At 71.9% G+C, this 21,571-nt stretch carries 20 protein-coding genes; 11 read left to right on the forward strand and 9 right to left on the reverse strand.

Features of this window, described 5'->3' with window-relative positions; all coding sequences use genetic code 11:
• Window positions 1-132: 132 nt before the first annotated feature.
• The 5 genes from ACZ462_RS20710 to pgi all read left to right on the forward strand — a co-directional run bounded on the left by ACZ462_RS20710 (window position 133) and on the right by pgi (window position 4,874).
• Window positions 133-1,344 (forward strand): phosphoglycerate kinase, encoded by a 1,212-nt coding sequence (locus ACZ462_RS20710; protein ID WP_467806631.1) that lies wholly within the window; start codon window positions 133-135, stop codon window positions 1,342-1,344.
• Window positions 1,345-1,350: 6 nt separating this feature from the next.
• A complete protein-coding gene (gene tpiA, locus ACZ462_RS20715) occupies window positions 1,351-2,127 on the forward strand; it encodes a triose-phosphate isomerase (protein ID WP_467806632.1) in 777 nt (258 codons plus the stop codon).
• Between the two features lie 153 nt (window positions 2,128-2,280).
• On the forward strand, window positions 2,281-2,511 hold the full coding sequence (gene secG / locus ACZ462_RS20720) for a preprotein translocase subunit SecG (protein ID WP_114057075.1): 231 nt from the start codon (window positions 2,281-2,283) through the stop codon (window positions 2,509-2,511).
• 244 nt (window positions 2,512-2,755) lie between these two features.
• The gene (locus ACZ462_RS20725) at window positions 2,756-3,043 is read left to right on the forward strand and encodes an RNA polymerase-binding protein RbpA (protein ID WP_030197743.1); all 288 of its coding nucleotides are present in this window, start codon (window positions 2,756-2,758) and stop codon (window positions 3,041-3,043) included.
• A 175-nt stretch (window positions 3,044-3,218) separates the two neighbouring features.
• Window positions 3,219-4,874: a glucose-6-phosphate isomerase gene (gene pgi / locus ACZ462_RS20730; RefSeq protein WP_467806660.1), complete on the forward strand. Its 1,656-nt coding sequence runs from the start codon at window positions 3,219-3,221 to the stop codon at window positions 4,872-4,874.
• A gap of 75 nt (window positions 4,875-4,949) precedes the next feature.
• On the opposite strand, the gene pgl is transcribed toward pgi, so the two are convergent.
• From pgl to tkt, 5 genes are all read right to left on the reverse strand, one after another.
• Window positions 4,950-5,726, reverse strand: a complete 777-nt coding sequence (pgl, locus tag ACZ462_RS20735) for a 6-phosphogluconolactonase (protein ID WP_467806633.1) — start codon at window positions 5,724-5,726, stop codon at window positions 4,950-4,952.
• A gap of 95 nt (window positions 5,727-5,821) precedes the next feature.
• Window positions 5,822-6,892: a glucose-6-phosphate dehydrogenase assembly protein OpcA gene (opcA, locus tag ACZ462_RS20740; protein WP_467806635.1), complete on the reverse strand. Its 1,071-nt coding sequence runs from the start codon at window positions 6,890-6,892 to the stop codon at window positions 5,822-5,824.
• The gene (gene zwf, locus ACZ462_RS20745; protein WP_125540643.1) at window positions 6,889-8,415 is read right to left on the reverse strand and encodes a glucose-6-phosphate dehydrogenase; all 1,527 of its coding nucleotides are present in this window, start codon (window positions 8,413-8,415) and stop codon (window positions 6,889-6,891) included. The genes opcA and zwf overlap by 4 nt, the downstream gene beginning before the upstream one ends.
• Before the next feature lie 5 nt (window positions 8,416-8,420).
• Window positions 8,421-9,539, reverse strand: coding sequence for a transaldolase (gene tal, locus ACZ462_RS20750; protein WP_467806636.1), 1,119 nt, complete (start codon window positions 9,537-9,539; stop codon window positions 8,421-8,423).
• A gap of 35 nt (window positions 9,540-9,574) precedes the next feature.
• Window positions 9,575-11,662 carry a transketolase gene (tkt, locus tag ACZ462_RS20755; protein WP_467806638.1) on the reverse strand — a complete coding sequence of 696 codons (2,088 nt, stop codon included), beginning with the start codon at window positions 11,660-11,662 and terminating at the stop codon, window positions 9,575-9,577.
• A 259-nt stretch (window positions 11,663-11,921) separates the two neighbouring features.
• Between tkt and ACZ462_RS20760 the strand changes: the two genes are divergently transcribed.
• A complete protein-coding gene (locus tag ACZ462_RS20760) occupies window positions 11,922-12,863 on the forward strand; it encodes a heme o synthase (RefSeq protein WP_162793278.1) in 942 nt (313 codons plus the stop codon).
• A gap of 24 nt (window positions 12,864-12,887) precedes the next feature.
• A complete protein-coding gene (locus ACZ462_RS20765) occupies window positions 12,888-13,232 on the forward strand; it encodes a hypothetical protein (protein WP_467806639.1) in 345 nt (114 codons plus the stop codon).
• A gap of 428 nt (window positions 13,233-13,660) precedes the next feature.
• Here ACZ462_RS20765 and ACZ462_RS20770 read toward each other — a convergent pair whose 3' ends face one another.
• The 4 genes from ACZ462_RS20770 to ACZ462_RS20785 all read right to left on the reverse strand — a co-directional run bounded on the left by ACZ462_RS20770 (window position 13,661) and on the right by ACZ462_RS20785 (window position 17,593).
• Entirely contained in the window at window positions 13,661-14,650 is a 990-nt protein-coding gene (locus ACZ462_RS20770) for a COX15/CtaA family protein (RefSeq protein WP_467806641.1), read from the reverse strand.
• Window positions 14,651-14,654: 4 nt separating this feature from the next.
• Window positions 14,655-15,803 (reverse strand): hypothetical protein, encoded by a 1,149-nt coding sequence (locus ACZ462_RS20775; RefSeq protein WP_467806642.1) that lies wholly within the window; start codon window positions 15,801-15,803, stop codon window positions 14,655-14,657.
• Window positions 15,804-15,887: 84 nt separating this feature from the next.
• Window positions 15,888-16,670 carry an ABC transporter permease gene (locus tag ACZ462_RS20780; protein WP_467806643.1) on the reverse strand — a complete coding sequence of 261 codons (783 nt, stop codon included), beginning with the start codon at window positions 16,668-16,670 and terminating at the stop codon, window positions 15,888-15,890.
• Window positions 16,667-17,593, reverse strand: a complete 927-nt coding sequence (locus ACZ462_RS20785) for an ABC transporter ATP-binding protein (RefSeq protein WP_467806644.1) — start codon at window positions 17,591-17,593, stop codon at window positions 16,667-16,669. Before ACZ462_RS20785 ends, ACZ462_RS20780 begins: the two co-directional genes overlap by 4 nt.
• A 249-nt stretch (window positions 17,594-17,842) precedes the next feature.
• On the opposite strand from ACZ462_RS20785, the gene ACZ462_RS20790 reads away from it, so the two are divergent.
• From ACZ462_RS20790 to ACZ462_RS20805, 4 genes are all read left to right on the forward strand, one after another.
• Window positions 17,843-18,586 carry a helix-turn-helix transcriptional regulator gene (locus ACZ462_RS20790; protein ID WP_467806661.1) on the forward strand — a complete coding sequence of 248 codons (744 nt, stop codon included), beginning with the start codon at window positions 17,843-17,845 and terminating at the stop codon, window positions 18,584-18,586.
• Entirely contained in the window at window positions 18,583-19,998 is a 1,416-nt protein-coding gene (gene sufB, locus ACZ462_RS20795) for a Fe-S cluster assembly protein SufB (protein ID WP_189809004.1), read from the forward strand. The genes ACZ462_RS20790 and sufB overlap by 4 nt, the downstream gene beginning before the upstream one ends.
• Before the next feature lie 77 nt (window positions 19,999-20,075).
• A complete protein-coding gene (gene sufD, locus ACZ462_RS20800) occupies window positions 20,076-21,254 on the forward strand; it encodes a Fe-S cluster assembly protein SufD (protein ID WP_467806646.1) in 1,179 nt (392 codons plus the stop codon).
• Entirely contained in the window at window positions 21,254-21,571 is a 318-nt protein-coding gene (locus tag ACZ462_RS20805; RefSeq protein ID WP_114057063.1) for a bifunctional 3-phenylpropionate/cinnamic acid dioxygenase ferredoxin subunit, read from the forward strand. Before sufD ends, ACZ462_RS20805 begins: the two co-directional genes overlap by 1 nt.

Consider the following 21,571-nt stretch of genomic DNA (forward strand, 5'->3'; position numbering starts at 1 on the left):
CAAGCCGAACTCCCATGATGTGAGCACAGGGTCCGCGCAGCGCGACGAAGCGCCGTACGGGCCCTGTTGCCTGCCCGCCCCACCCACCCCGCGCCGGTACGGCCCGTGCCGGGGGACAAGGAGTAGAAACACATGAAGACGATCGACGAACTCCTCGCCGAGGGCGTCTCGGGCAAGAGGGTCTTCGTCCGCGCGGACCTCAACGTGCCGCTCGCCGGAGACGAGATCACCGACGACGGCCGGATCCGCGCCGTGCAGCCGACCATCGCCCGCCTCGCCGAGGCCGGCGCCCGCGTGGTCGTCGCCTCGCACCTGGGCCGCCCCAAGGGCGCCCCGGACCCGGCGTTCTCCCTCGCCCCGGCCGCGAAGCGGCTCGGCGAACTCCTCGGCGCCGCCGTCGCCTTCGCCGCCGACACCGTCGGCGCCTCCGCCCGGGAGACCGTCGCGAAGCTCTCCGACGGCCAGGTCGCCGTCCTGGAGAACCTCCGCTTCAACCCCGGCGAGACCGCCAAGGACGACGCCGAGCGCGGCGCCTTCGCCGACCAGCTCGCCGAGCTGGCCGACGTCTACGTCGGCGACGGCTTCGGCGCCGTACACCGCAAGCACGCCTCGGTCTACGACCTGCCCGCGCGCCTCCCGCACGCCGCCGGCTCCCTGATCGCCGCCGAGGTCGGCGTCCTGAAGAAGCTGACCGCCGACGTCAAGCGCCCCTACGTGGTCGTCCTCGGCGGCGCCAAGGTCTCCGACAAGCTCGCCGTCATCGACGAGCTGCTCGGCAAGGCCGACCGCCTCCTGATCGGCGGCGGCATGGCCTACACCTTCCTCCACGCCAAGGGCTACGAGGTCGGCATCTCCCTGCTCCAGAAGGACCAGGTGGAGACCGTCAAGGAGTACATGGCCCGCGCCGAGGCGAACGGCGTCGAGCTCGTCCTGCCGGTCGACGTCCTCGCCGCCGCCGAGTTCCCCGACCTCAAGGGCAAGACCCCGGCCGAGTACACCACCGTCGACGCGGACAGCATCCCCGCCGACAAGGAGGGCCTCGACATCGGCCCCAGGACCCGCGAGCTGTACGCTTCGAAGATCGCCGATGCCGAGACGGTGTTCTGGAACGGCCCCGTGGGCGTCTTCGAGCACCCCGACTACGCGGGCGGCACCCGCGCCATCGCGCAGGCCCTCGTCGACAGCAGCGCCTTCACCGTCGTCGGCGGCGGCGACTCCGCCGCGGCCGTGCGCACGCTCGGCTTCGACGAGAACGCTTTCGGCCACATCTCTACCGGCGGCGGCGCCTCCCTCGAATACCTCGAGGGCAAGACGCTCCCCGGTCTCGCTGCACTGGAGGTCTGACCCCCGATGACCACGCGCACCCCGCTCATGGCGGGCAACTGGAAGATGAACCTCAACCACCTCGAGGCCATCGCGCACGTCCAGAAGCTCGCCTTCGCGCTCGCCGACAAGGACTACGACGCCGTCGAGGTCGCGGTGCTGCCGCCCTTCGTCGACCTGCGCTCCGTCCAGACCCTCGTCGACGGCGACAAGCTGAAGATCAAGTACGGCGCCCAGGACCTCTCGGCCCACGACGCCGGCGCCTACACCGGCGAGATCTCCGGCTCCATGCTCGCCAAGCTCAAGTGCACGTTCGTGGCCGTCGGCCACAGCGAGCGCCGCCAGTACCACGGCGAGAGCGACGAGGTCTGCAACGCCAAGGTCAAGGCCGCCTACCGGCACGGCCTCACCCCGATCCTGTGCGTCGGCGAGGGCCTGGAGGTCCGCAAGGCCGGCGACCAGGTCGCCCACACCCTCGCCCAGGTCGACGGCGGCCTGAAGGACGTCCCGGCCGACCAGGCCGAGTCGATCGTCATCGCCTACGAGCCCGTCTGGGCCATCGGCACCGGCGAGGTCGCCACCCCCGAGGACGCGCAGGAGGTCTGCGGGGCCATCCGCGGCCGCCTCGCCGAGCTGTACTCCCAGGAGCTGGCCGACAAGGTCCGCATCCAGTACGGCGGCTCCGTCAAGGCGAACAACATCGCGGCGATCATGGCGCAGCCCGACGTCGACGGCGCCCTGATCGGCGGCGCCGCCCTCGACGCGGACGAGTTCGTCAAGATCGTCCGGTTCCGGGACCAGTAGTGGCGCACCCCCGCGGCAGCGAGTAGGCCGCGGGCCGGATCCGTCGTACCCTTGCGGGGGCCAGGAGGCTGCACCACCAGCCACTGGCCCCCGCGCCCATCCGGCACAGCCGGAAAGCCTTCGGAAGCCAGAAAGTAGGAATCAGCCGTGGTTATGGGGTTCTCGATCGCCCTGATCGTCTTCAGTGCGCTGCTGATGCTGCTCGTGCTGATGCACAAGGGCAAGGGCGGCGGCCTCTCCGACATGTTCGGCGGCGGCATGCAGTCCTCCGTCGGCGGCTCCTCGGTCGCCGAGCGCAACCTCGACCGCATCACGGTCGTGGTCGGCCTGCTGTGGTTCGCGTGCATCGTCGCCCTCGGCCTGATGATGAAGTCGAACGGCTGACGCCTTCCGGCAGCCGCCGGTTCTCGCCAATCCGGCCGTCCCGCCCGGTGCGCCCCGCCTATCATGAAGGCGGCGTCCACGGCTCGGAGTGAGTAACTCCATTTGCTGGACGTCCGTTGGGCCTTCCATAGACTGGGGCGCCCGCGGCGGAAACCTCTCACGCTTCGCGGCACCATCACGCAGGGGAGTTACGACCGTGGCAAGTGGCAACGCGATCCGTGGCAGCCGGGTCGGGGCGGGGCCGATGGGCGAGGCCGAGCGCGGCGAGTCCGCGCCCCGCCTGCGCATCTCGTTCTGGTGCTCGAACGGGCACGAGACTCAGCCCAGCTTCGCCAGCGACGCACAGGTGCCGGACACCTGGGACTGCCCGCGCTGCGGGTTCCCGGCCGGCCAGGACCGGGACAACCCCCCGGCGCCGCCGCGCACCGAGCCGTACAAGACGCACCTGGCGTACGTGCGCGAACGCCGCACCGACGCCGACGGCGAGGCCATCCTCGCCGAGGCCCTCGCCAAGCTCCGCGGCGAGATCTGACGAGAGCCGCGCACCGGCGCGGTACCGGGCCCGGCCCGCAGGAGGCCCCCTCCGGCGGACCGGGCCCTTCGCCGTGCGCGCCCACCGCAGCGCTGTCCCGCACAGGGCCCCTCTATCCCTTAAGTTGGTGATCGGCGGGGCACGACAGGACGGAAGAAACGGGTTGATGTCCGAGATGAACGCAGAAGGCCGGGCAAGGCTCAACCGGACCCCCGAGTGGCTTGCCCTCGGCAAGCACCGGGAAGAGCTGGGGCAGACGCATCTGCGGCAGCTGTTCGAGGAGAACCCCGACCGCGGCACGGCGTACACGCTGCGCGTCGGCGACCTCCACATCGACTACTCCAAGCACCTCGTCACCGACGAGACGCTCACGCTGCTGCGCGAACTGGCCGCCGCCACCGGCGTCGCCGAACTGCGCGAGGCCATGTTCCGCGGCGAGAAGATCAACAACACCGAGGGCCGCGCGGTCCTGCACACCGCGCTGCGCGCCCCCGCCGGCGCGGTCGTCGAGGTCGACGGCGAGGACGTCGTCCCCGGTGTGCACGCCGTCCTCGACAAGATGGCCTCCTTCAGCGAGCGGATCCGCTCCGGGGAGTGGACCGGCTTCACCGGAGAACCCCTCACCAACATCGTCAACATCGGCATCGGCGGCTCCGACCTCGGACCGGCGATGGCCTACGAGGCGCTGCGCCCCTTCACCGACCGCGGGCTGACGGTGCGCTTCGTCTCCAACGTCGACGGCGCCGACCTGCACGAGGCCGTCCGCGACCTCGACCCGGCGCGGACCCTGTTCATCGTCGCGTCCAAGACGTTCACGACGATCGAGACCATCACCAACGCCGAATCGGCCCGCGCCTGGCTGCTGGACGGTCTCGGCGGCGACCAGGCCGCCGTCGCACGGCACTTCGTCGCGCTCTCCACCAACGCGGAGAAGGTGACCGGCTTCGGCATCGATCCGGCCAACATGTTCGAGTTCTGGGACTGGGTCGGCGGCCGCTACTCCTTCGACTCGGCCATCGGCCTCTCGCTGATGATCGCGATCGGGCCGGACCGCTTCCGCGAACTCCTCGCCGGCTTCCGGCTGATGGACGAGCACTTCCGCACGGCGCCCCCGGAGGAGAACGCCCCGCTCCTCCTCGGCCTCCTCGGCATCTGGTACGGCGCCTTCCACGACGCCCAGTCGCACGCCGTCCTGCCCTACAGCCACTACCTGTCGCGGTTCACCGCCTACCTCCAGCAGCTCGACATGGAGTCCAACGGCAAGTCCGTGGACCGCGAGGGCCGCCCCGTCGACTGGCAGACGGGCCCCGTCGTCTGGGGCACCCCCGGCACCAACGGCCAGCACGCCTACTACCAGTTGATCCACCAGGGCACCAAGGTGATCCCGGCCGACTTCATCGGCTTCGCCCGCCCCGTCGCCGAGCTGCCGCCGCGCCTCGCGGCCCAGCACGACCTGCTGATGGCCAACTTCTTCGCGCAGACGCAGGCGCTGGCCTTCGGCAAGACCGCGGACGAGGTCCGCGCGGAGGGCGTCGCCGAGGAGCTCGTCCCCCACAAGACCTTCCGCGGCAACCACCCCACGACCACGGTCCTGGCCGGCGAACTCACCCCGTCCGTGATCGGCCAGCTGATCGCGCTGTACGAGCACAAGGTCTTCGTCCAGGGCGCCGTGTGGAACATCGACTCCTTCGACCAGTGGGGCGTGGAGCTCGGCAAGGTCCTCGCCAAGCGCGTGGAGCCGGCGCTGGCCGACGGGGCCGACGTCCCCGGGCTCGACGCGTCGACCCGGAACCTCGTCGCGGTCTACCGCTCGCTGCGCGGCCGCGCCTGACCGCCGCGCGCGCGACGGCCCGCCGTCCCCCAGGGGAGGGCGGGCCGTCCGCGTACCGGTGACCGGCCGCCGGCGTCACACCGGCGGGTAGAGGCCCGGCGGGAGCTTCGCGGCCGCGGCCCGGTCGAGCAGCCACAGGGTGCGCGAGCGCCCGTACGCGGCCGCCGCCGGGGCCTGCACCTCGCCGGCGCCGCCCAGCGCGATCGCGACCGCCCCGGCCTTGTCCTCGCCCGCCGCGAGCAGCCACACCTCGCGGGCCGCCCGGATCGCGGGCAGCGTCAGCGAGACCCTGGTCGGCGGGGGCTTCGGGGCGCCGTGCACGCCGACGACCGTCCGCTCGGACTCCCGCACCGCCGGATGCTCCGGGAACAGCGACGCCACGTGCGTGTCCGGGCCCACGCCCAGCATCAGCACGTCGAAACGGGGCACCGGGCCGTGGTCCTCCGGGCCGGCGGCCCGCCGCAGCTCCTCCGCGTACGCCGCGGCCGCGGCGTCCACGTCGTCCCCGTACGGGCCGTCCGACGCCGGCATGGCGTGCACCCGCGCCGGGTCGACGGGCACGGCGTCCAGCAGCGCCTCGCGGGCCTGGACGTGGTTGCGCTCGGGGTCGTCGGCGGGGACGTAGCGCTCGTCGCCCCACCACAGGTCGATCCGGGCCCAGTCGACAGCGTCGCGGGCCGGGGCCGCCGCCAGCGCGGCGAGCAGCCCGTTGCCGTTGCGGCCGCCGGTCAGGACCACCGAGGCGGTGCCCCGGGCGGCCTGCGCGTCCACGATCTTCGTGATGAGCCGGGCGGCCGCGGCCTGGGCCATCAGCTCCTTGTCCCGGTGGACGACGACCTGGGGAGTCGTCATACCCATGTTGTTGCCGCCTTCTTGGTCGGGAAACGGCGCGGCCGCCGACCGGACCGCCCCCGGAGGGGCGGAGCCGGCCGGCGGCCGCGGGGGTGTCACTGCTTGGCCGAGGCCTTCTTGGCGGCCGCCTTGGAGGCCGGCTTCGCGGCCTTGCCGTCGGGGGCGGCCGCTTCGCCGCCGTCCCCGGCGCCGCCGCCGTCCGCCGCCTGCGCGGCCGCGGCCGGGGCGGGGGAGCCCTTCGCCGCCCGCAGCTTCGTCACACCGAACTTCAGCGCGGACTCGTACGTGTTGTCCGGGTCCAGCCGGCGCAGCTCCTCCGCCAGCAGCTCGGCCGTCTCGCGGCGCTTGAGCGCCACGCTCCGGTCGGGCTGGCCCGGCATGCACAGCGTCGCCAGCGAGCCGTCCGCACGGCCCAGGAGGATCTCGCCCTCCTTGGTCTCCAGGCGGACCGCCGTCAGGCCGGGGCCCGACGACAGCGTGCGCTCGACTGGCACCTCCAGGCGGTCCGCCAGCCACATGGCCAGCAGCTCGCAGGACGGGTTCTCGTCCTCGCCCTCGACGGTCGCCGAGACCACCTCGAAGGCCTGCTGGTCCAGAGCAGCCGCCAGCATGGAGCGCCACGGCGTGATCCGGGTCCAGGACAGGTCCGTGTCCCCGGGCGCATACGTCGCCGCCCGCTCCGCGAGGGCCCCTATCGGGTCCTCGCACGCGTACGTGTCGCTGATGCGGCGCTGCCCGAGCGCGCCCAGCGCGCTCCCCGCCAGGTCCGAGGGCGCACCCTCGGGCCACCAGACGACGACCGGCGCGTCCGGCAGCAGCAGGGGGAGGACCACCGAGTCGGCGTGGTGGACGAGCTCGCCGTGGAGGCGGAGCACGACCGTCTCGCCGGTGCCCGCGTCCGCGCCGACCCGGACCTCCGCGTCGAGGCGGGCGTCGCGGCGGCTGCGGGCCGAGCGGCTGACCCGCTTGATGACGACGATGATCCGCGAGGGGTGCTCGTGGGACGCGTCGTTCGCCGACTTGAGTGCGTCGTACGCGTTCTCCTCGTCGGTCACGATCACCAGCGTGAGGACCATGCCGATGGCCGGCGTGCCGATGTCGCGGCGGGCCTGCACCAGCGCGGCGTTGATCTTGCTGGAGGTGGTCTCCGTGAGGTCGATCTTCATGGCCGGCGCCAGCTCCGTCCGTCTCGTGCGAGCATCTCGTCCGCCTCGATCGGCCCCCAGGTCCCCGCCGGGTACTGCGCGGGCCTGCCGTGCCTGTCCCAGTACTCCTCGATCGGGTCGAGGATGTTCCAGGACAGCTCGACCTCCTGGTGGCGCGGGAAGAGGTTCGCGTCGCCCAGCAGGACGTCCAGGATGAGGCGCTCGTACGCCTCGGGGCTCGACTCCGTGAAGGACTCGCCGTACGCGAAGTCCATCGTGACGTCCCGGACCTCCATCGAGGTGCCCGGGACCTTGGAGCCGAAGCGGACCGTGACGCCCTCGTCCGGCTGGACCCGGATGACCAGGGCGTTCTGCCCCAGCTCCTCGGTCGCGCCCGACTCGAACGGCAGGTACGGGGCCCGCTTGAAGACCACCGCGATCTCCGTCACCCGGCGGCCCAGGCGCTTGCCCGTCCGCAGGTAGAACGGCACGCCCGCCCAGCGGCGGTTGTTGATCTCCAGGCGGATCGCGGCGTAGGTGTCCGTCTTGGACTTCGGGTCGATGCCGTCCTCTTCGAGGTAGCCGACGACCTTCTCGCCGCCCTGCCACGCCGAGGTGTACTGGCCGCGCACGGTGTGCTTGCCCAGGTCCTCGGGGATCTGGACGGCGCTGAGCACCTTCAGCTTCTCCGCCACCAGGGCCTTGGGGTGGAAGGAGCCCGGCTCCTCCATCGCCGTCAGCGCGAGCAGCTGCAGCAGGTGGTTCTGGATGACGTCGCGGGCGGCGCCGATGCCGTCGTAGTACCCGGCCCGGCCGCCGATGCCGATGTCCTCGGCCATGGTGATCTGCACGTGGTCCACGTAGGACCGGTTCCAGATCGGCTCGAACATCGTGTTCGCGAAGCGGAGCGCCAGGATGTTCTGGACGGTCTCCTTGCCCAGGTAGTGGTCGATGCGGAAGACCTCGTCCCGGGGGAACACCTCGTGGACGACCTTGTTGAGCTCCTCGGCGCTCTTCAGGTCGTGCCCGAAGGGCTTCTCGATGACGGCGCGCCGCCACGAGCCCTCCTTCTGGGCGAGCCCGTGGTCCTTGAGCTGCTGGACCACCTTGGGGAACCACTTCGGCGGCACCGACAGGTAGAAGGCGAAGTTCCCGCCCGTGCCCTGCTGCTTGTCGAGCTCCTCGATCGTCGCCTTCAGCGTCTCGAACGCCTGGTCGTCGTCGAAGTCGCCCTGGACGAAGCGGCAGCCCTGCACCAGCTGCTGCCAGACCTCCTCCCGGAAGGGGGTGCGCGAGTGCTGCTTGACGGCCTCGTACACCTCCTGGGCGAAGTCCTCGTGCTCCCACTCGCGGCGGGCGAAGCCGATGAGCGAGAAGCCCGGCGGGAGCAGGCCGCGATTGGCCAGGTCGTAGACGGCAGGCATCAGCTTCTTGCGCGACAGGTCACCCGTAACGCCGAAAATGACCAGGCCGGACGGCCCCGCGATACGCGGGAGCCGCCGGTCCTGTGCGTCACGAAGCGGGTTCGCTCCGTTTACAGACAAGGTGTTCAGGCCTCCGTGGGAGCGAGGCGCTCCAGCTCCGCCTCGGTGGACTTCAGCAGGTCGTTCCAGGACGCCTCGAACTTCTCGACGCCCTCGTCCTCCAGCAGCTGCACCACATCGTCGTACGAGATGCCGAGCTCCGCGACCGCGGCGAGCACCCGGCGGGAGTCCTCGTAGGTGCCGCGCACGGTGTCGCCGGTCACCTGCCCGTGGTCGGCGGCCGCCTCCAGGGTGGCCTCCGGCATCGTGTTGACCGTGTTCGGCGCGACCAGGTCGTCCACGTACAGGGTGTCCTTGTACGCGGGGTCCTTGACGCCGGTCGAGGCCCACAGCGGGCGCTGCTTGTTGGCGCCCAGGCGCTCCAGGGCGGCCCAGCGGTCGGAGGAGAAGACCTCCTCGTAGGCCTCGTACGCCAGACGGGCGTTGGCGAGGGCCGACTTGCCCTTCAGGGCCTTGGCCTCGTCGGTGCCGACGCCGTCCAGGCGCTTGTCGATCTCGGTGTCCACACGGGAGACGAAGAACGAGGCGACCGAGTGGATCTCGGAGAGGTCCAGGCCGGCGGCCCGGGCCTTCTCCAGGCCGGACACGTAGGCGTCCATGACCTCGCGGTAGCGCTCCAGCGAGAAGATCAGCGTGACGTTGACGCTGATGCCCCGGCCGATGACCTCGGTGATCGCCGGCAGGCCGGCCCTGGTCGCGGGGATCTTGATCAGCGTGTTCGGGCGGTCCACCAGCCAGGCGAGCTGCTTGGCCTCGGCGACCGTCGCCGCCGTGTTGTGGGCCAGGCGGGGGTCCACCTCGATCGACACGCGGCCGTCCTGGCCGTCGGTCCGGTCGAAGACCGGCCGCAGGATGTCGGCGGCGTCGCGGACGTCCGCCGTGGTGATCATGCGGATCGCCTCTTCGACGGTGACCTTGCGGGCGGCGAGGTCGGCGAGCTGCTGCTCGTAGCCGTCGCCGCTGCTGATCGCCTTCTGGAAGATCGACGGGTTGGTGGTGACGCCGACGACGTGCGACTGGTCGATCAGCTCGGCCAGGTTGCCCGACGTGATGCGCTTGCGGGACAGGTCGTCCAGCCAGATCGCCACGCCCTCGTCGGAGAGGCGCTTGAGTGCGTCTGTCATGGGAATTGCATCTCCTACTGGTTCTTGTACCGGCGTCAGCGCGCGGCGGCTTCGAGGGATTCCTTGGCGGCGGCGGTCACGGCCTCCGGGGTGAAGCCGAACTCGCGGAACAGCACCTTCGCGTCGGCGGAGGCGCCGAAGTGCTCCAGCGAGACGATCCGGCCCGCGTCCCCGACGTAGCGGTGCCAGGTCAGGCCGATGCCGGCCTCGACCGCGACACGGGCCTTGACGGACGGCGGCAGCACGCCGTCCTTGTAGGCCTGGTCCTGCTCCTCGAACCACTCGACGGACGGCATCGACACGACACGGGCCGGGATGCCCTCGGCCTGGAGCGCCTCGCGGGCGGCGACGGCCAGCTGGACCTCGGAGCCGGTGCCGATGAGCACGACCTGCGGCTCGCCGCCCTCGGCCTCGAAGAGCACGTAGCCGCCCTTGGCGGCGTCCTCGTTCCGCTCGTACACGGGCACGCCCTGGCGGGTGAGGGCCAGGCCGTGCGGGGTGCCCTTGCCGAACACCTTGGTGTGGCGGCGCAGGATCTCGCGCCAGGCGACGGCCGTCTCGTTGGCGTCGGCCGGGCGGACGAGGCTGAGGCCCGGGATGGCGCGCAGCGAGGCGAGGTGCTCGATCGGCTGGTGGGTCGGGCCGTCCTCGCCGAGGCCGATGGAGTCGTGCGTCCACACGTAGGTGACCGGCAGGTGCATCAGCGCGGACAGGCGGACCGCGTTGCGCATGTAGTCGGAGAACACCAGGAAGGTGCCGCCGTAGACGCGGGTGTGGCCGTGCAGGGCGATGCCGTTCATGGCCGCGGCCATGGCGTGCTCGCGGATGCCGAAGTGGATGGTGCGGCCGTACGGGTCGGCCTCCGGCAGCGGGTTGCCCTTCGGCAGGAACGAGGAGTTCTTGTCGATGGTGGTGTTGTTCGAGCCGGCGAGGTCGGCCGAGCCGCCCCACAGCTCCGGGATGACCGCGCCGAGCGCCTGGAGGACCTTGCCGGAGGCGGCGCGGGTGGCGACGGAGGAGCCGGGCTCGAAGACGGGGAGCGCGTCCTCCCAGCCCTCGGGCAGCTCGTTGGCGTTGATGCGGTCGAAGGCGGCGGCGCGCTCCGGGTTGGCCGTGCGCCAGGCGGAGAGCTCCTTCTCCCACTCGGCCTTGGCCTCGCGGCCGCGGTCCAGCGCCTTGCGGGTGTGGGCGATGACCTCGTCGGAGACCTCGAAGGCCTGCTCCGGGTCGAAGCCGAGGACGCGCTTGGTGGCCGCGACCTCGTCGTCGCCGAGGGCCGAGCCGTGGGCCGCCTCGGTGTTCTGGGCGTGCGGGGCCGGCCAGGCGATGATCGAGCGCATGGCGATGAAGGACGGGCGCTCCGTCTCGGCCTTGGCGGCGGCCAGGGCCGCGTACAGGGCGGCGGGGTCGATGTCGCCGTTGGCCTGCTGCTCGATGCGCTGGACGTGCCAGCCGTAGGCCTCGTACCGCTTGAGGGTGTCCTCGGAGACGGCCGTCTCCGTGTCGCCCTCGATGGAGATGTGGTTGTCGTCCCAGAGGAGGACGAGGTTGCCGAGCTTCTGGTGGCCCGCGAGGGAGGACGCCTCGGCGGAGATGCCCTCCTGGAGGCAGCCGTCGCCGGCGATGGCGTACACCATGTGGTCGAAGGGAGAGGTGCCCGGGGCGGCCTCGGGGTCGAACAGGCCGCGCTCGTAGCGGGCGGCCATGGCCATGCCCACCGCGTTGGCGACGCCCTGGCCCAGCGGGCCGGTGGTGGTCTCGACGCCGGCCGTGTGGCCGTACTCCGGGTGGCCCGGGGTCTTCGAGCCCCAGGTGCGGAACGACTTGAGGTCGTCCAGCTCCAGGCCGAAGCCGGCCAGGTACAGCTGGGTGTAGAGGGTCAGCGAGGAGTGTCCGGCGGAGAGCACGAAACGATCGCGGCCGACCCACTCGGGGTCGGCCGGGTCGTGCCGCATCACCTTCTGGAAGAGCGTGTACGCGGCGGGGGCCAGGCTCATGGCCGTGCCGGGGTGGCCGTTTCCGACCTTCTGGACCGCGTCCGCGGCGAGGATGCGGGCGGTGTCCACCGCGCGCTGGTCCAGTTCGGTCCAATCGAGCTCTGTGGTCGTCGGCTTCGTGCTCACCGTGGGTCAGGGCTCCTCTCCACATGTCTGTTCCCGGTGACGTACGGTGCACCGGCGCGATTCCGAGCCTACCCCCGCCGCGGCGTGCAGCTATTCGAGTGCCCGCAGTCCGTCACAACGTCGCCGCCCCCGATCGGGCCAACACGAGGCGACCCCCGCGCAGGGCGACACAAGTGCAACGTCTACAGTGGCGTGGTACGCGCAAGCCTTTACGGGCCCCCATGCCCGGAGCTTGCTGGTTTCTCTGTCAGGGGTGTGCGTGACGGCCGTCGAATCCCGTCCATCGGGGGTGCTCGGGACGAGCCCCGGGCACCGGCCGTTCGGGGCCCGTGCCATGGCTTTTGTGGCTTTGACCAAGCCGCGGATCATCGAACTTCTGCTGATCACCACAGTGCCGGTGATGTTCCTCGCGGAGCAGGGCGTGCCCTCGCTCTGGCTGGTCCTCGCCACGTGCTTCGGCGGCTACATGTCCGCGGGCGGCGCCAACGCCCTGAACATGTACATCGACCGCGACATCGACGCGCTGATGGACCGCACCTCGCAGCGGCCGCTCGTGACCGGCATGGTCAGCCCGCGGGAGTGCCTGGTCTTCGGCATCACCCTCGGCGTGGTCTCCACCGTGTGGTTCGGACTGCTCGTCAACTGGCTGTCCGCCGCGCTCGCCCTCGGCGCGCTCCTCTTCTACGTCGTCGTCTACACGATGCTGCTGAAGCGGCGCACCACCCAGAACATCGTCTGGGGCGGCATCGCCGGATGCATGCCGGTGCTCATCGGCTGGTCCTCGGTCCGCAACGAGGTCTCCTGGGCCGCCGTCATCCTCTTCCTCGTCATCTTCTTCTGGACCCCGCCGCACTACTGGCCGCTGTCCATGAAGGTGGCCGACGACTACGCGCGTGTCGGCGTGCCCATGCTGCCGGTCGTCGCCGGCAACCGGGCCGTGGCGCGGCAGATCGTCGCCTACAGCTGGGTGATGGTCGCCGTCTCGCTGCTGCTCACCCCGCTGGGGTACACCGGCTGGTTCTACACGGCGGTCGCGCTGGCGGCCGGCGGCTGGTGGCTTTGGGAGGCGCACGCGCTGCACGCGCGCGCCAAGGCGGGCGTGACGGGCGCGAAGCTGAAGGAGATGCGCCTGTTCCACTGGTCCATCACCTACGTGTCGCTGCTGTTCGTGGCCGTGGCCGTGGATCCCTTCCTCCGCTGATTACCCGCGGGTAGCATGCTGTCCATGGCAGACACCACCCCCGCGGACGCCGCGGACAAGAAGCAGGAGCGGGCCGCCGCGAAGCTGGCCAAGCAGATCGGGGCGTTCGCCAAGGAGCACGGCGGTGCCGAAGGGCACCTCGCGCACATCGGCCAGGCCGGCACCCGGATCGTGCTGGTCGGCGCGGACGGCGCCTGGGGCGACCTCGTCGCGCCGACCCACGCCGCCGCCGCCCTGGCCGCCGAGAAGGCCGCCCTCACCCTCCACGAGGAGTTCGACGGCGACTTCGCCGCGCGCGTGAAGACCGGCCCGTACGAGTGGAACCGCATGGCGGGCCTCCAGCTCGGCGGGACCCAGCCCGCGGCCTGACGCCGCCCGGCCCGCACGTCCCCGGGCCGCCCCCCCCGGCGGTTCCCCGGTCAACCGCGAGCGCACCCCGTTCACCCGTGAGGACGTGTGGAAGCCCCTTCCCGCGTCCTCGTCGGCATGCCCGCAGGAGCGAGACACCCCCCGCGGGCCGGCAGTGCGGGGAGCGCTCCACGGCGGGCCAGGGCCGGCAGAGGCGTACGGATCCGACGGCCGGAGCCTCTCCGTACGGTTTGAGCCGCCGGCCGAGCCGCCAGCCGGGGCCGGGCCCGCGGCGGCGGCCGGTTCCGGCGGGACGCCGAACAAGCCCGTACCGCTCGCCGCCGTGTTGCCGCGGTCCGCGCCCGCCGCGCGACACGCCGGAGGGGCGGCGCTGGGCTGCGCCGCCCCTCCCACCGCGTACCGGCCCCGGATCCGGGCCGGAAGCCGCCTCAGGCCGCCGAGAGCGACGGTTCGCCCTGGGCCGGGACCCCGGCCGGGAGCCCGGGCCGCTCGCGCAGGCTCAGCGCCACGCGCAGCACCGCGATCCACACCAGGCAGGAGCCCAGCATGTGGGCGCCGACCAGGACCTCGGGCAGGTCGGTGAAGAACTGCACGTAGCCGATGGCGCCCTGCGCGAGGAGGACGAGGAGCAGGTCCCGTGCGCGGGCGCGGGCGTCGTCCGGGGCGTCCACCACCCGCAGCACCAGCCACATGGCGACGGCGAGCGCGCACACCACCCAGGCGGCGACGGCGTGCACGTGGGCTGTGCTCTCCCAGTCGAAGGGCATACGCGGCACCTCGCTGCTGTCACCGGCGTGCGGCCCCGAGCCGGTGACCACGGTGCCCGCGGCGATCAGCACCGCGGTGGTGGCGAGCAGGGCCCAAGACAGCTTGCGCACCGGCCCCGGCACCCGCGGCCTGGGGGCGCCGTCGCCCTCACGGGCGCGCTGCCAGGTGAGCGTGGTGACGGTGATCAGCGCGGTGGCGAGCAGGAAGTGACCGGCCACGCTCCACGGGTTGAGCTTGGTGTGGACGGTGATCCCGCCGAGCACGGCGTTGGCGCCGACGATCCAGAACTGGGCCCAGCCGAGCCTGGTCAGCGACCGGCGCCACGGTTTGGCGCACCGGGCGGCCAGGATGCACCAGCCGACGGCCGCGCTGACCACGTAGGTCAGCATGCGGTTGCCGAACTCGATGGCGCCGTGGATGCCCTGGGCCTGGGTGGTGATCAGGCTGTCGTCGGTGCACTTGGGCCAGGTGTCGCAGCCCAGCCCGGACCCGGTCAGCCGTACGGCGCCGCCGGTGACGACGATGACGACGGTCATGGTGAGCGCGGCGAGCGCGGCACGCTGGACGATCCGCGGCGAGGGCGTCCAGCGGGCGGCGAGGTAGGCGAGGGGGTTAAACACGCCCCCTATCGTAGGCGGCGCCTTGTGCAAACTTTCACGAGGGGGTGTCGCCCGGGTGGCGCGCCGCGGATTCCGGGCCGGAGACGTAGCGGAAGCGGGCGCCCGCCGGGTCGCCCTCCTCGTGCCACCACACCCGCAGCCGCCAGTGCGTCCCGTCCCCCGGGTAGTGCGAGGACATCCGGAAGCCGCGCACCAGCTCCGCGCCGAACTCCTCGGCCGTACGGTTGCGGACCTCGGCGCTGCCCCGCCAGCCGCCGTGCCGGACCTCCCACAGCCCGTCGGCGCCGCGGGCCTCGAACCGCCACACGGCCCGCCACGGCGTGACCTCCAGCATGGTGCGCACCTGGTCGGCGCCCAGGTGCAGCCGGGCCGCCAGCTCCTCCTCCGGCACCCCCTGGATCCGGGCGGCCACCACGGCCTGCGGCAGCAGCCGCCCCGGCAGCAGGCCCCGGGCCCGCAGCCCCACCAGGGAGCCGAAGGACAGGAAGCGCAGGCGCAGCTCCAGCTGCCGGCCTATGTGGTCGAGCGCCTCCTCGGCGTCGGCCGCGCCCGCAGAGCCCGGGTCGGACAGAAGCAGGGCCCGGAAGGCACCCTCCGCTTCCACCGCGCGGGCCGCAGCCTCCTCGGCCAGGCCCAGCTCGGCGAGCCGGTCACCGAGGAAGACCAGGGCCTGTGCCAGGCCGCGCCGGTTGACCGGATCCTCCTGGTCCAGGCCGCTCCACACGCCGACCGCGGTGCGCGTCAGGTCCAGGGCCCGCTCGCCGGCCGCCCGCTCCATCGCCCCCGGCCCGTCCTCGGCGGCCGCGCCGAGCGGGTTCAGCGGCAGCCGGTCGGGGCCGCTGAGCGGCCACGCCAGCCAGACGCCCTGGTTGATCAGCAGCCGGGCGTACCAGCGGGCGTACTGCGGCGCGTACCCCGCGGCCTGCCGTGCGTACCCCACCCCCTCCTCGACGGCCGCCAGCGCCCCGGCCCGGTCACCGCCGGCGAAGCGCCGCGCCGCCAGATCGCCCAGGCGCAGCCCCAGCCGCGCCGCGCACTCCGGGTCGGTCCCGGCCGGCCCGCGCAGGGCCGCGATGAGTTCCCCCAGCAGCGCCTCGGCCTCGCCGTACGCCGCCTCCCGCTCCCCCGACCTGATCCCCGCCCACTGCCCGTCCAGCCGCAGTGCGGCCTCCCGCTGCCCCATTTCCGCCCCCCGGCGTCCTGGTGTGCGCCACCCCTGTGCTGCGGCGCCCATCGTCCCCAGGGACCAACGTACGGGGCGGGCGATTCACTCCCAGCGGAAGAACCGGGCCGCGGCGCCCAGGCCCAGCGCGGCCCACGCCGCGAGGACGGCGGCGTCGCCCCACGGCATCGGCGCCCCGTACCGCAGCACCTCCCGCAGCCCCTCCGACAGCGCGGTGATCGGCAGCAGCCCGAGGACGGACTGCACGGCTCCGGGGAACTTCTCGATCGGCACGATCACCCCGCCGCCGACCAGGAGGAGCAGGAAGACCAGGTTCGCGGCGGCCAGGGTGGCCTCCGCCCTGAGCGTTCCGGCCATCAGCAGCCCGAGCCCCGAGAAGGCCGCGGTGCCCAGCAGCACCAGCAGGGCCGCGGACAGCGCCCCGCCCTGCGGGGACCATCCCAGCGCGAAGGCGATCGCGGTCAGCAGGGCGATCTGGAGCACCTCGGTGACCAGCACGCACAGCGTCTTGGCGGCCATCAGCGCCCAGCGCGGCAGCGGCGAGGCGCCGAGCCGCTTGAGCACCCCGTAGCGGCGGTCGAAGCCCGTGGCGATGGCCTGGCCGGTGAACGCGGTCGACATCACCGCCAGCGCGATGACGCCGGGCGCGAGGAAGTCCACGGGCTCCTCCCCGCGGGCCGCGTCGAGTGGGACGGAGACGATGTCGACGGCCGAGAACAGCACCAGCAGCAGCGCCGGGATCACCACGGTCAGCAGCAGCTGCTCCCCGTTGCGCAGCAGCATCCGGGTCTCCAGCACCGTCTGCGCGAGGACCATGCGGGACACGGGCGCGGCCCCCGGGCGGGGGGTGAACGTACCGGCGCTCATGCGCGCAGCTCCTTACCGGTCAGCTCGAGGAAGACGTCTTCGAGGGTGTGCCGCTCCACCGAGAGGCCGTCCGGCATCACCCCGTGCTGGGCGCACCAGGAGGTGACGGTGGCCAGCATCTGCGGGTCGACGTCACCGGTCACGCGGTACACGCCGGGGAGGATCTCGGCGGCCTGCGTGCCGTCCGGCAGCGCCTTGAGCAGCGAGGCCAGGTCCAGGGCGGGCCGGCCGGTGAAGCGCAGGGTGTTCTCGGCGCCGCCGCGGCACAGCTGCTCGGGGCTGCCGTGGGCGATGACCCGGCCGGCGTCCACGATCGCGACCTCGTCGGCCAGCTGCTCCGCCTCGTCCATGTGGTGGGTGGTGAGGACGACGCCGACCCCGTCGGCGCGCAGTTCCCGTACGAGCTCCCAGGTCGCCCGGCGGGCCTGCGGGTCGAGGCCCGCGGTCGGCTCGTCCAGGAAGACCAGCTCGGGGCGGCCCACCACGGCCATGGCGAGCGACAGCCGCTGCTGCTGGCCGCCGGAGAGGCGGCGGTAGGGGGTGCGGCCGCAGCTCTCCAGGCCGAGCCGCTCCACGAGCGCCGGCACGTCGAGCGGGTCGGCGTACAGCCGGGCCGTGTGGCGGAGCATCTCGACGGCGCGGGCGCCGGAGTACACGCCGCCGGACTGGAGCATCACGCCGATCCGGGGGCGGAGGGCGGAGGCCTCGGCGACCGGGTCGAGTCCGAGGACGCGGACCGTCCCGGCGTCGGGCCGCAGGTAGCCCTCGCACGTCTCGATCGTGGTGGTCTTGCCCGCGCCGTTGGGGCCGAGTACCGCGGTGACCTCGCCCCGGCGCACGGTGAGGTCGAGACCGTCCACCGCCGTCTTGGGGCCGTACCGCTTCACCAGTCCGCGGATCTCCACGGCGGGGTCGTTGCTCATGCGGGTGAGTCTACGGAGCGGCCGGAGGCGCCCGGGGCGCCGGGGCGGGACGCCCGGAGCGCCCGCGGGGCTCCCGGCGAGGCCGCACATCAGTGCTGGTGAGAGGGGGGAGAGGAAGCGACCGGAATCACTCTGCGTGGATATGTTAGGTGACCCTTAGTGACGGAGGACACCAGGCGTGGCGTCCGTCACGGCTTGTCGCCGCTCGGCCAATTACGCAACAATGGCGTTGTGAAATACGGCGAACGGATGATCGAGGCCCCCCAGGGGGAGCCCGCTACCGGGGAGCGGTCCACCCGCAACCGGGTCGCGCGGTCCATCCTGGACCACGGCCCGTCCACCGTCGCCGACCTCGCGGCGCGCCTCGGCCTCACCCAGGCCGCAGTCCGCCGCCACCTGGACACCCTGGTCACCGACGGCGTCGTCGAAGCCCGCGAACAGCGGGTCTACGGCGCGCGCACCCGGGGCCGGCCCGCCAAGGTCTTCGCCCTGACGGACTGCGGCCGTGACGCCTTCGACCAGTCGTACGACTCGCTCGCCGCGGACGCCCTGCGCTGGATCGCGCAGTCCGCCGGCGACGGCGAGCAGGGCGAGGCGGCCGTGGCCGCGTTCGCGCGGGCCCGCATGGAGGCACAGGCCGCGGCCTACCGCGCATCCGTCGAGGCCGCCGCCCCCGAGGACCGCACCGAGGCCCTCGCCAGGGCGCTGACGGCGGACGGGTACGCTGCCACGGCGAAGAGCGCTCCCGGTCCGCACAGCGGAGAACAGCTCTGCCAGCACCACTGCCCGGTGGCCCACGTAGCCGAGCAGTTCCCGCAGCTCTGCGAGGCGGAGACCGAGGTCTTCTCCCGCCTGCTCGGGACCCATGTGCAGCGCCTCGCCACCATCGCCCACGGCGACGGGGTGTGCACGACGTTCATCCCGCGTGGCGCGGGCACAGCACAGTCCAACTCATCAGCATCTGCAAGCACGGCCGGGAGGAACCCCGCATGACCACGGAGACTGCTCACCCTGAGCTCGAGGGTCTGGGCAACTACGAGTACGGCTGGGCCGACTCCGACGCGGCCGGCCAGGCGGCGAAGCGCGGCCTGTCCGAGGACGTCGTCCGGGACATCTCGGCGAAGAAGAACGAGCCCGAGTGGATGCTGAAGCTCCGCCTCAAGGGCCTGAAGCTCTTCGACAAGAAGCCCATGCCGACCTGGGGCTCCGACCTGTCGGGCATCGACTTCGACAACATCAAGTACTTCGTGCGGTCCACCGAGAAGCAGGCCGAGTCCTGGGAGGACCTGCCGGAGGACATCAAGAACACGTACGACAAGCTCGGCATCCCGGAGGCGGAGAAGCAGCGCCTCGTCGCCGGTGTCGCCGCCCAGTACGAGTCCGAGGTCGTCTACCACCAGATCCGCGAGGACCTGGAGGCGCAGGGCGTCATCTTCCTCGACACCGACACCGCCCTGAAGGAGCACCCGGAGCTCTTCCAGGAGTACTTCGGCACCGTCATCCCGGTCGGCGACAACAAGTTCGCGTCGCTGAACACCGCGGTCTGGTCCGGCGGCTCCTTCATCTACGTGCCCAAGGGCGTCCACGTGGACATCCCGCTCCAGGCCTACTTCCGCATCAACACGGAGAACATGGGCCAGTTCGAGCGGACGCTGATCATCGTCGACGAGGACGCCTACGTCCACTACGTCGAGGGCTGCACCGCCCCCATCTACTCCTCCGACTCGCTGCACAGCGCCGTCGTCGAGATCATCGTGAAGAAGGGCGGCCGCTGCCGCTACACCACGATCCAGAACTGGTCGAACAACGTCTACAACCTGGTCACCAAGCGCGCCGTGGCCTACGAGGGCGCGACCATGGAGTGGATCGACGGCAACATCGGATCCAAGGTCACGATGAAGTACCCGGCCGTCTACCTCATGGGCGAGCACGCCAAGGGCGAGACCCTGTCCATCGCCTTCGCGGGCGAGGGCCAGCACCAGGACGCCGGCTCCAAGATGGTCCACATGGCGCCGAACACCTCCTCGAACATCGTCTCCAAGTCCGTGGCGCGAGGCGGCGGCCGCACCTCCTACCGCGGCCTGGTCGAGATCGGCGAGGGCGCCCCCGGCTCCAAGAGCAACGTCCTGTGCGACGCCCTGCTCGTCGACACGATCTCCCGCTCGGACACGTACCCGTACGTGGACGTCCGCGAGGACGACGTGACCATGGGCCACGAGGCGACCGTCTCCAAGGTCTCCGACGACCAGCTCTTCTACCTGATGCAGCGCGGCATGACCGAGTTCGAGGCCATGGCCATGATCGTGCGCGGCTTCGTCGAGCCCATCGCCAAGGAGCTGCCGATGGAGTACGCGCTGGAGCTGAACCGGCTCATCGAGCTCCAGATGGAGGGCTCGGTCGGCTGACCCCGGCAGCGCGGGACCTCCGGCGCAATCTTTGACGTAGGCAGTGTTCTTTCAAGAGAGTGAGCAACACGACAGCCATGGCTGAGGCTCAGAACATCCCGGTGGGCTCCACCACCGCCGGCTCGATCGCGGTGGCCGCGGAGTCCACCGTCGCCACCCGGATGAGCGCGCCGCCGTCCTTCGACGTGGCGGACTTCCCCATCCCGCACGGCCGGGAGGAGGAGTGGCGCTTCACCCCGCTGGGCCGGCTGCGCGGCCTGCACGACGGCACCGCCGCCGCCGACGGCACCATCAAGGCCCAGATCGACGCCCCCGAGGGCGTCACCGTCGAGACGGTCGAGCGCGGCGACGAGCGCATCGGCAGGGCCGGCACCCCCGTGGACCGGGTCGCCGCCCAGGCCTTCTCCTCCTTCGCCAAGGCCACGGTCGTCACCGTGCCCAAGGAGACCGTGCTCACCGAGCCGATCCGCGTCGCCCTGCACGGCGAGGGCGGCACGACCTTCGGCCACACCGTCTTCGACGTCAAGCCGTTCGCCGAGGCGATCATCGTCATCGACCACACCGGCGACGGCGTCCGCGCCGCCAACGTCGACATCCTCGTCGGCGACGGCGCCAAGGTGACCTTCGTGTCCGTCCAGGACTGGGACGACACCGCCGTCCACACCTCGCAGCACAACGCGCTGCTCGGCCGCGACGCGACCTTCAAGTCCGTCGTCGTGACCTTCGGCGGCGACCTCGTCCGCATCCACCCGCGCGTGCGCTACGCCGGCCCCGGCGGCGAGGCCGAGCTGCTCGGCGTCTACTTCACCGACGCCGGCCAGCACCAGGAGCACCGCCTCCTCGTCACGCACGACGCCCCGCACTGCAAGTCCCACGTGGTCTACAAGGGCGCCCTGCAGGGCCAGGACGCCCACGCGGTCTGGATCGGCGACGTCCTCATCGAGAAGAGCGCCGAGGGCACCGACACCTACGAGATGAACCGCAACCTCGTCCTCACGGACGGCGCGCGGGTCGACTCCGTCCCCAACCTGGAGATCGAGACCGGCGAGATCGTCGGCGCCGGCCACGCCTCCGCGACCGGCCGCTTCGACGACGAGCAGCTCTTCTACCTCCAGGCCCGCGGCATCCCGGCCGACGAGGCCCGCCGCCTCGTGGTCCGCGGCTTCTTCGCGGAACTCGTCCAGCAGATCGGTGTCGACGACATCGAGGAGCGCCTGATCGCCAAGATCGAGGCAGAGCTCGAGGCGTCCGTCTGATGACGTACGTCAAGGCCTGCGCGCTCAGCGAGCTGGAGGAGAACACCCCCAAGCGGGTGGAACTCGACGGCACGCCGGTGTCCATCGTCGCCACCGAGGGATCGGTGTACGCGATCAACGACATCTGCTCGCACGCGAACGTCTCCCTCTCGGAGGGCGAGGTCGAGGACTGCATGATCGAGTGCTGGCTGCACGGGTCGGCGTTCGACCTGCGCACCGGCAAGCCGTCCGGGCTGCCCGCGACGCGCCCCGTTCCCGTATACCCCGTAAAGATCGAAGGGGACGACGTGCTCGTCTCCCTCACCCAGGAGTCCTGA

Source organism: Streptomyces sp. NPDC031121, from assembly GCF_055570615.1.

Excerpts from the sequence above, each read along its gene's own strand:
- ACZ462_RS20710 (WP_467806631.1), top strand. The coding sequence starts at position 133 with ATGAAGACGATCGACGAACTCCTCGCCGAGGGCGTCTCGGGCAAGAGG.
- tpiA (WP_467806632.1), top strand. The coding sequence starts at position 1,351 with ATGACCACGCGCACCCCGCTCATGGCGGGCAACTGGAAGATGAACCTC.
- secG (WP_114057075.1), top strand. The coding sequence starts at position 2,281 with ATGGGGTTCTCGATCGCCCTGATCGTCTTCAGTGCGCTGCTGATGCTG.
- ACZ462_RS20725 (WP_030197743.1), top strand. The coding sequence starts at position 2,756 with ATGGGCGAGGCCGAGCGCGGCGAGTCCGCGCCCCGCCTGCGCATCTCG.
- pgi (WP_467806660.1), top strand. The coding sequence starts at position 3,219 with ATGAACGCAGAAGGCCGGGCAAGGCTCAACCGGACCCCCGAGTGGCTT.
- pgl (WP_467806633.1), bottom strand. The coding sequence starts at position 5,726 with ATGACGACTCCCCAGGTCGTCGTCCACCGGGACAAGGAGCTGATGGCC.
- opcA (WP_467806635.1), bottom strand. The coding sequence starts at position 6,892 with ATGAAGATCGACCTCACGGAGACCACCTCCAGCAAGATCAACGCCGCG.
- tal (WP_467806636.1), bottom strand. The coding sequence starts at position 9,539 with ATGACAGACGCACTCAAGCGCCTCTCCGACGAGGGCGTGGCGATCTGG.
- ACZ462_RS20765 (WP_467806639.1), top strand. The coding sequence starts at position 12,888 with ATGGCAGACACCACCCCCGCGGACGCCGCGGACAAGAAGCAGGAGCGG.
- ACZ462_RS20775 (WP_467806642.1), bottom strand. The coding sequence starts at position 15,803 with ATGGGGCAGCGGGAGGCCGCACTGCGGCTGGACGGGCAGTGGGCGGGG.
- ACZ462_RS20780 (WP_467806643.1), bottom strand. The coding sequence starts at position 16,670 with ATGAGCGCCGGTACGTTCACCCCCCGCCCGGGGGCCGCGCCCGTGTCC.
- ACZ462_RS20785 (WP_467806644.1), bottom strand. The coding sequence starts at position 17,593 with ATGAGCAACGACCCCGCCGTGGAGATCCGCGGACTGGTGAAGCGGTAC.
- ACZ462_RS20790 (WP_467806661.1), top strand. The coding sequence starts at position 17,843 with ATGATCGAGGCCCCCCAGGGGGAGCCCGCTACCGGGGAGCGGTCCACC.
- sufB (WP_189809004.1), top strand. The coding sequence starts at position 18,583 with ATGACCACGGAGACTGCTCACCCTGAGCTCGAGGGTCTGGGCAACTAC.
- sufD (WP_467806646.1), top strand. The coding sequence starts at position 20,076 with ATGGCTGAGGCTCAGAACATCCCGGTGGGCTCCACCACCGCCGGCTCG.
- ACZ462_RS20805 (WP_114057063.1), top strand. The coding sequence starts at position 21,254 with ATGACGTACGTCAAGGCCTGCGCGCTCAGCGAGCTGGAGGAGAACACC.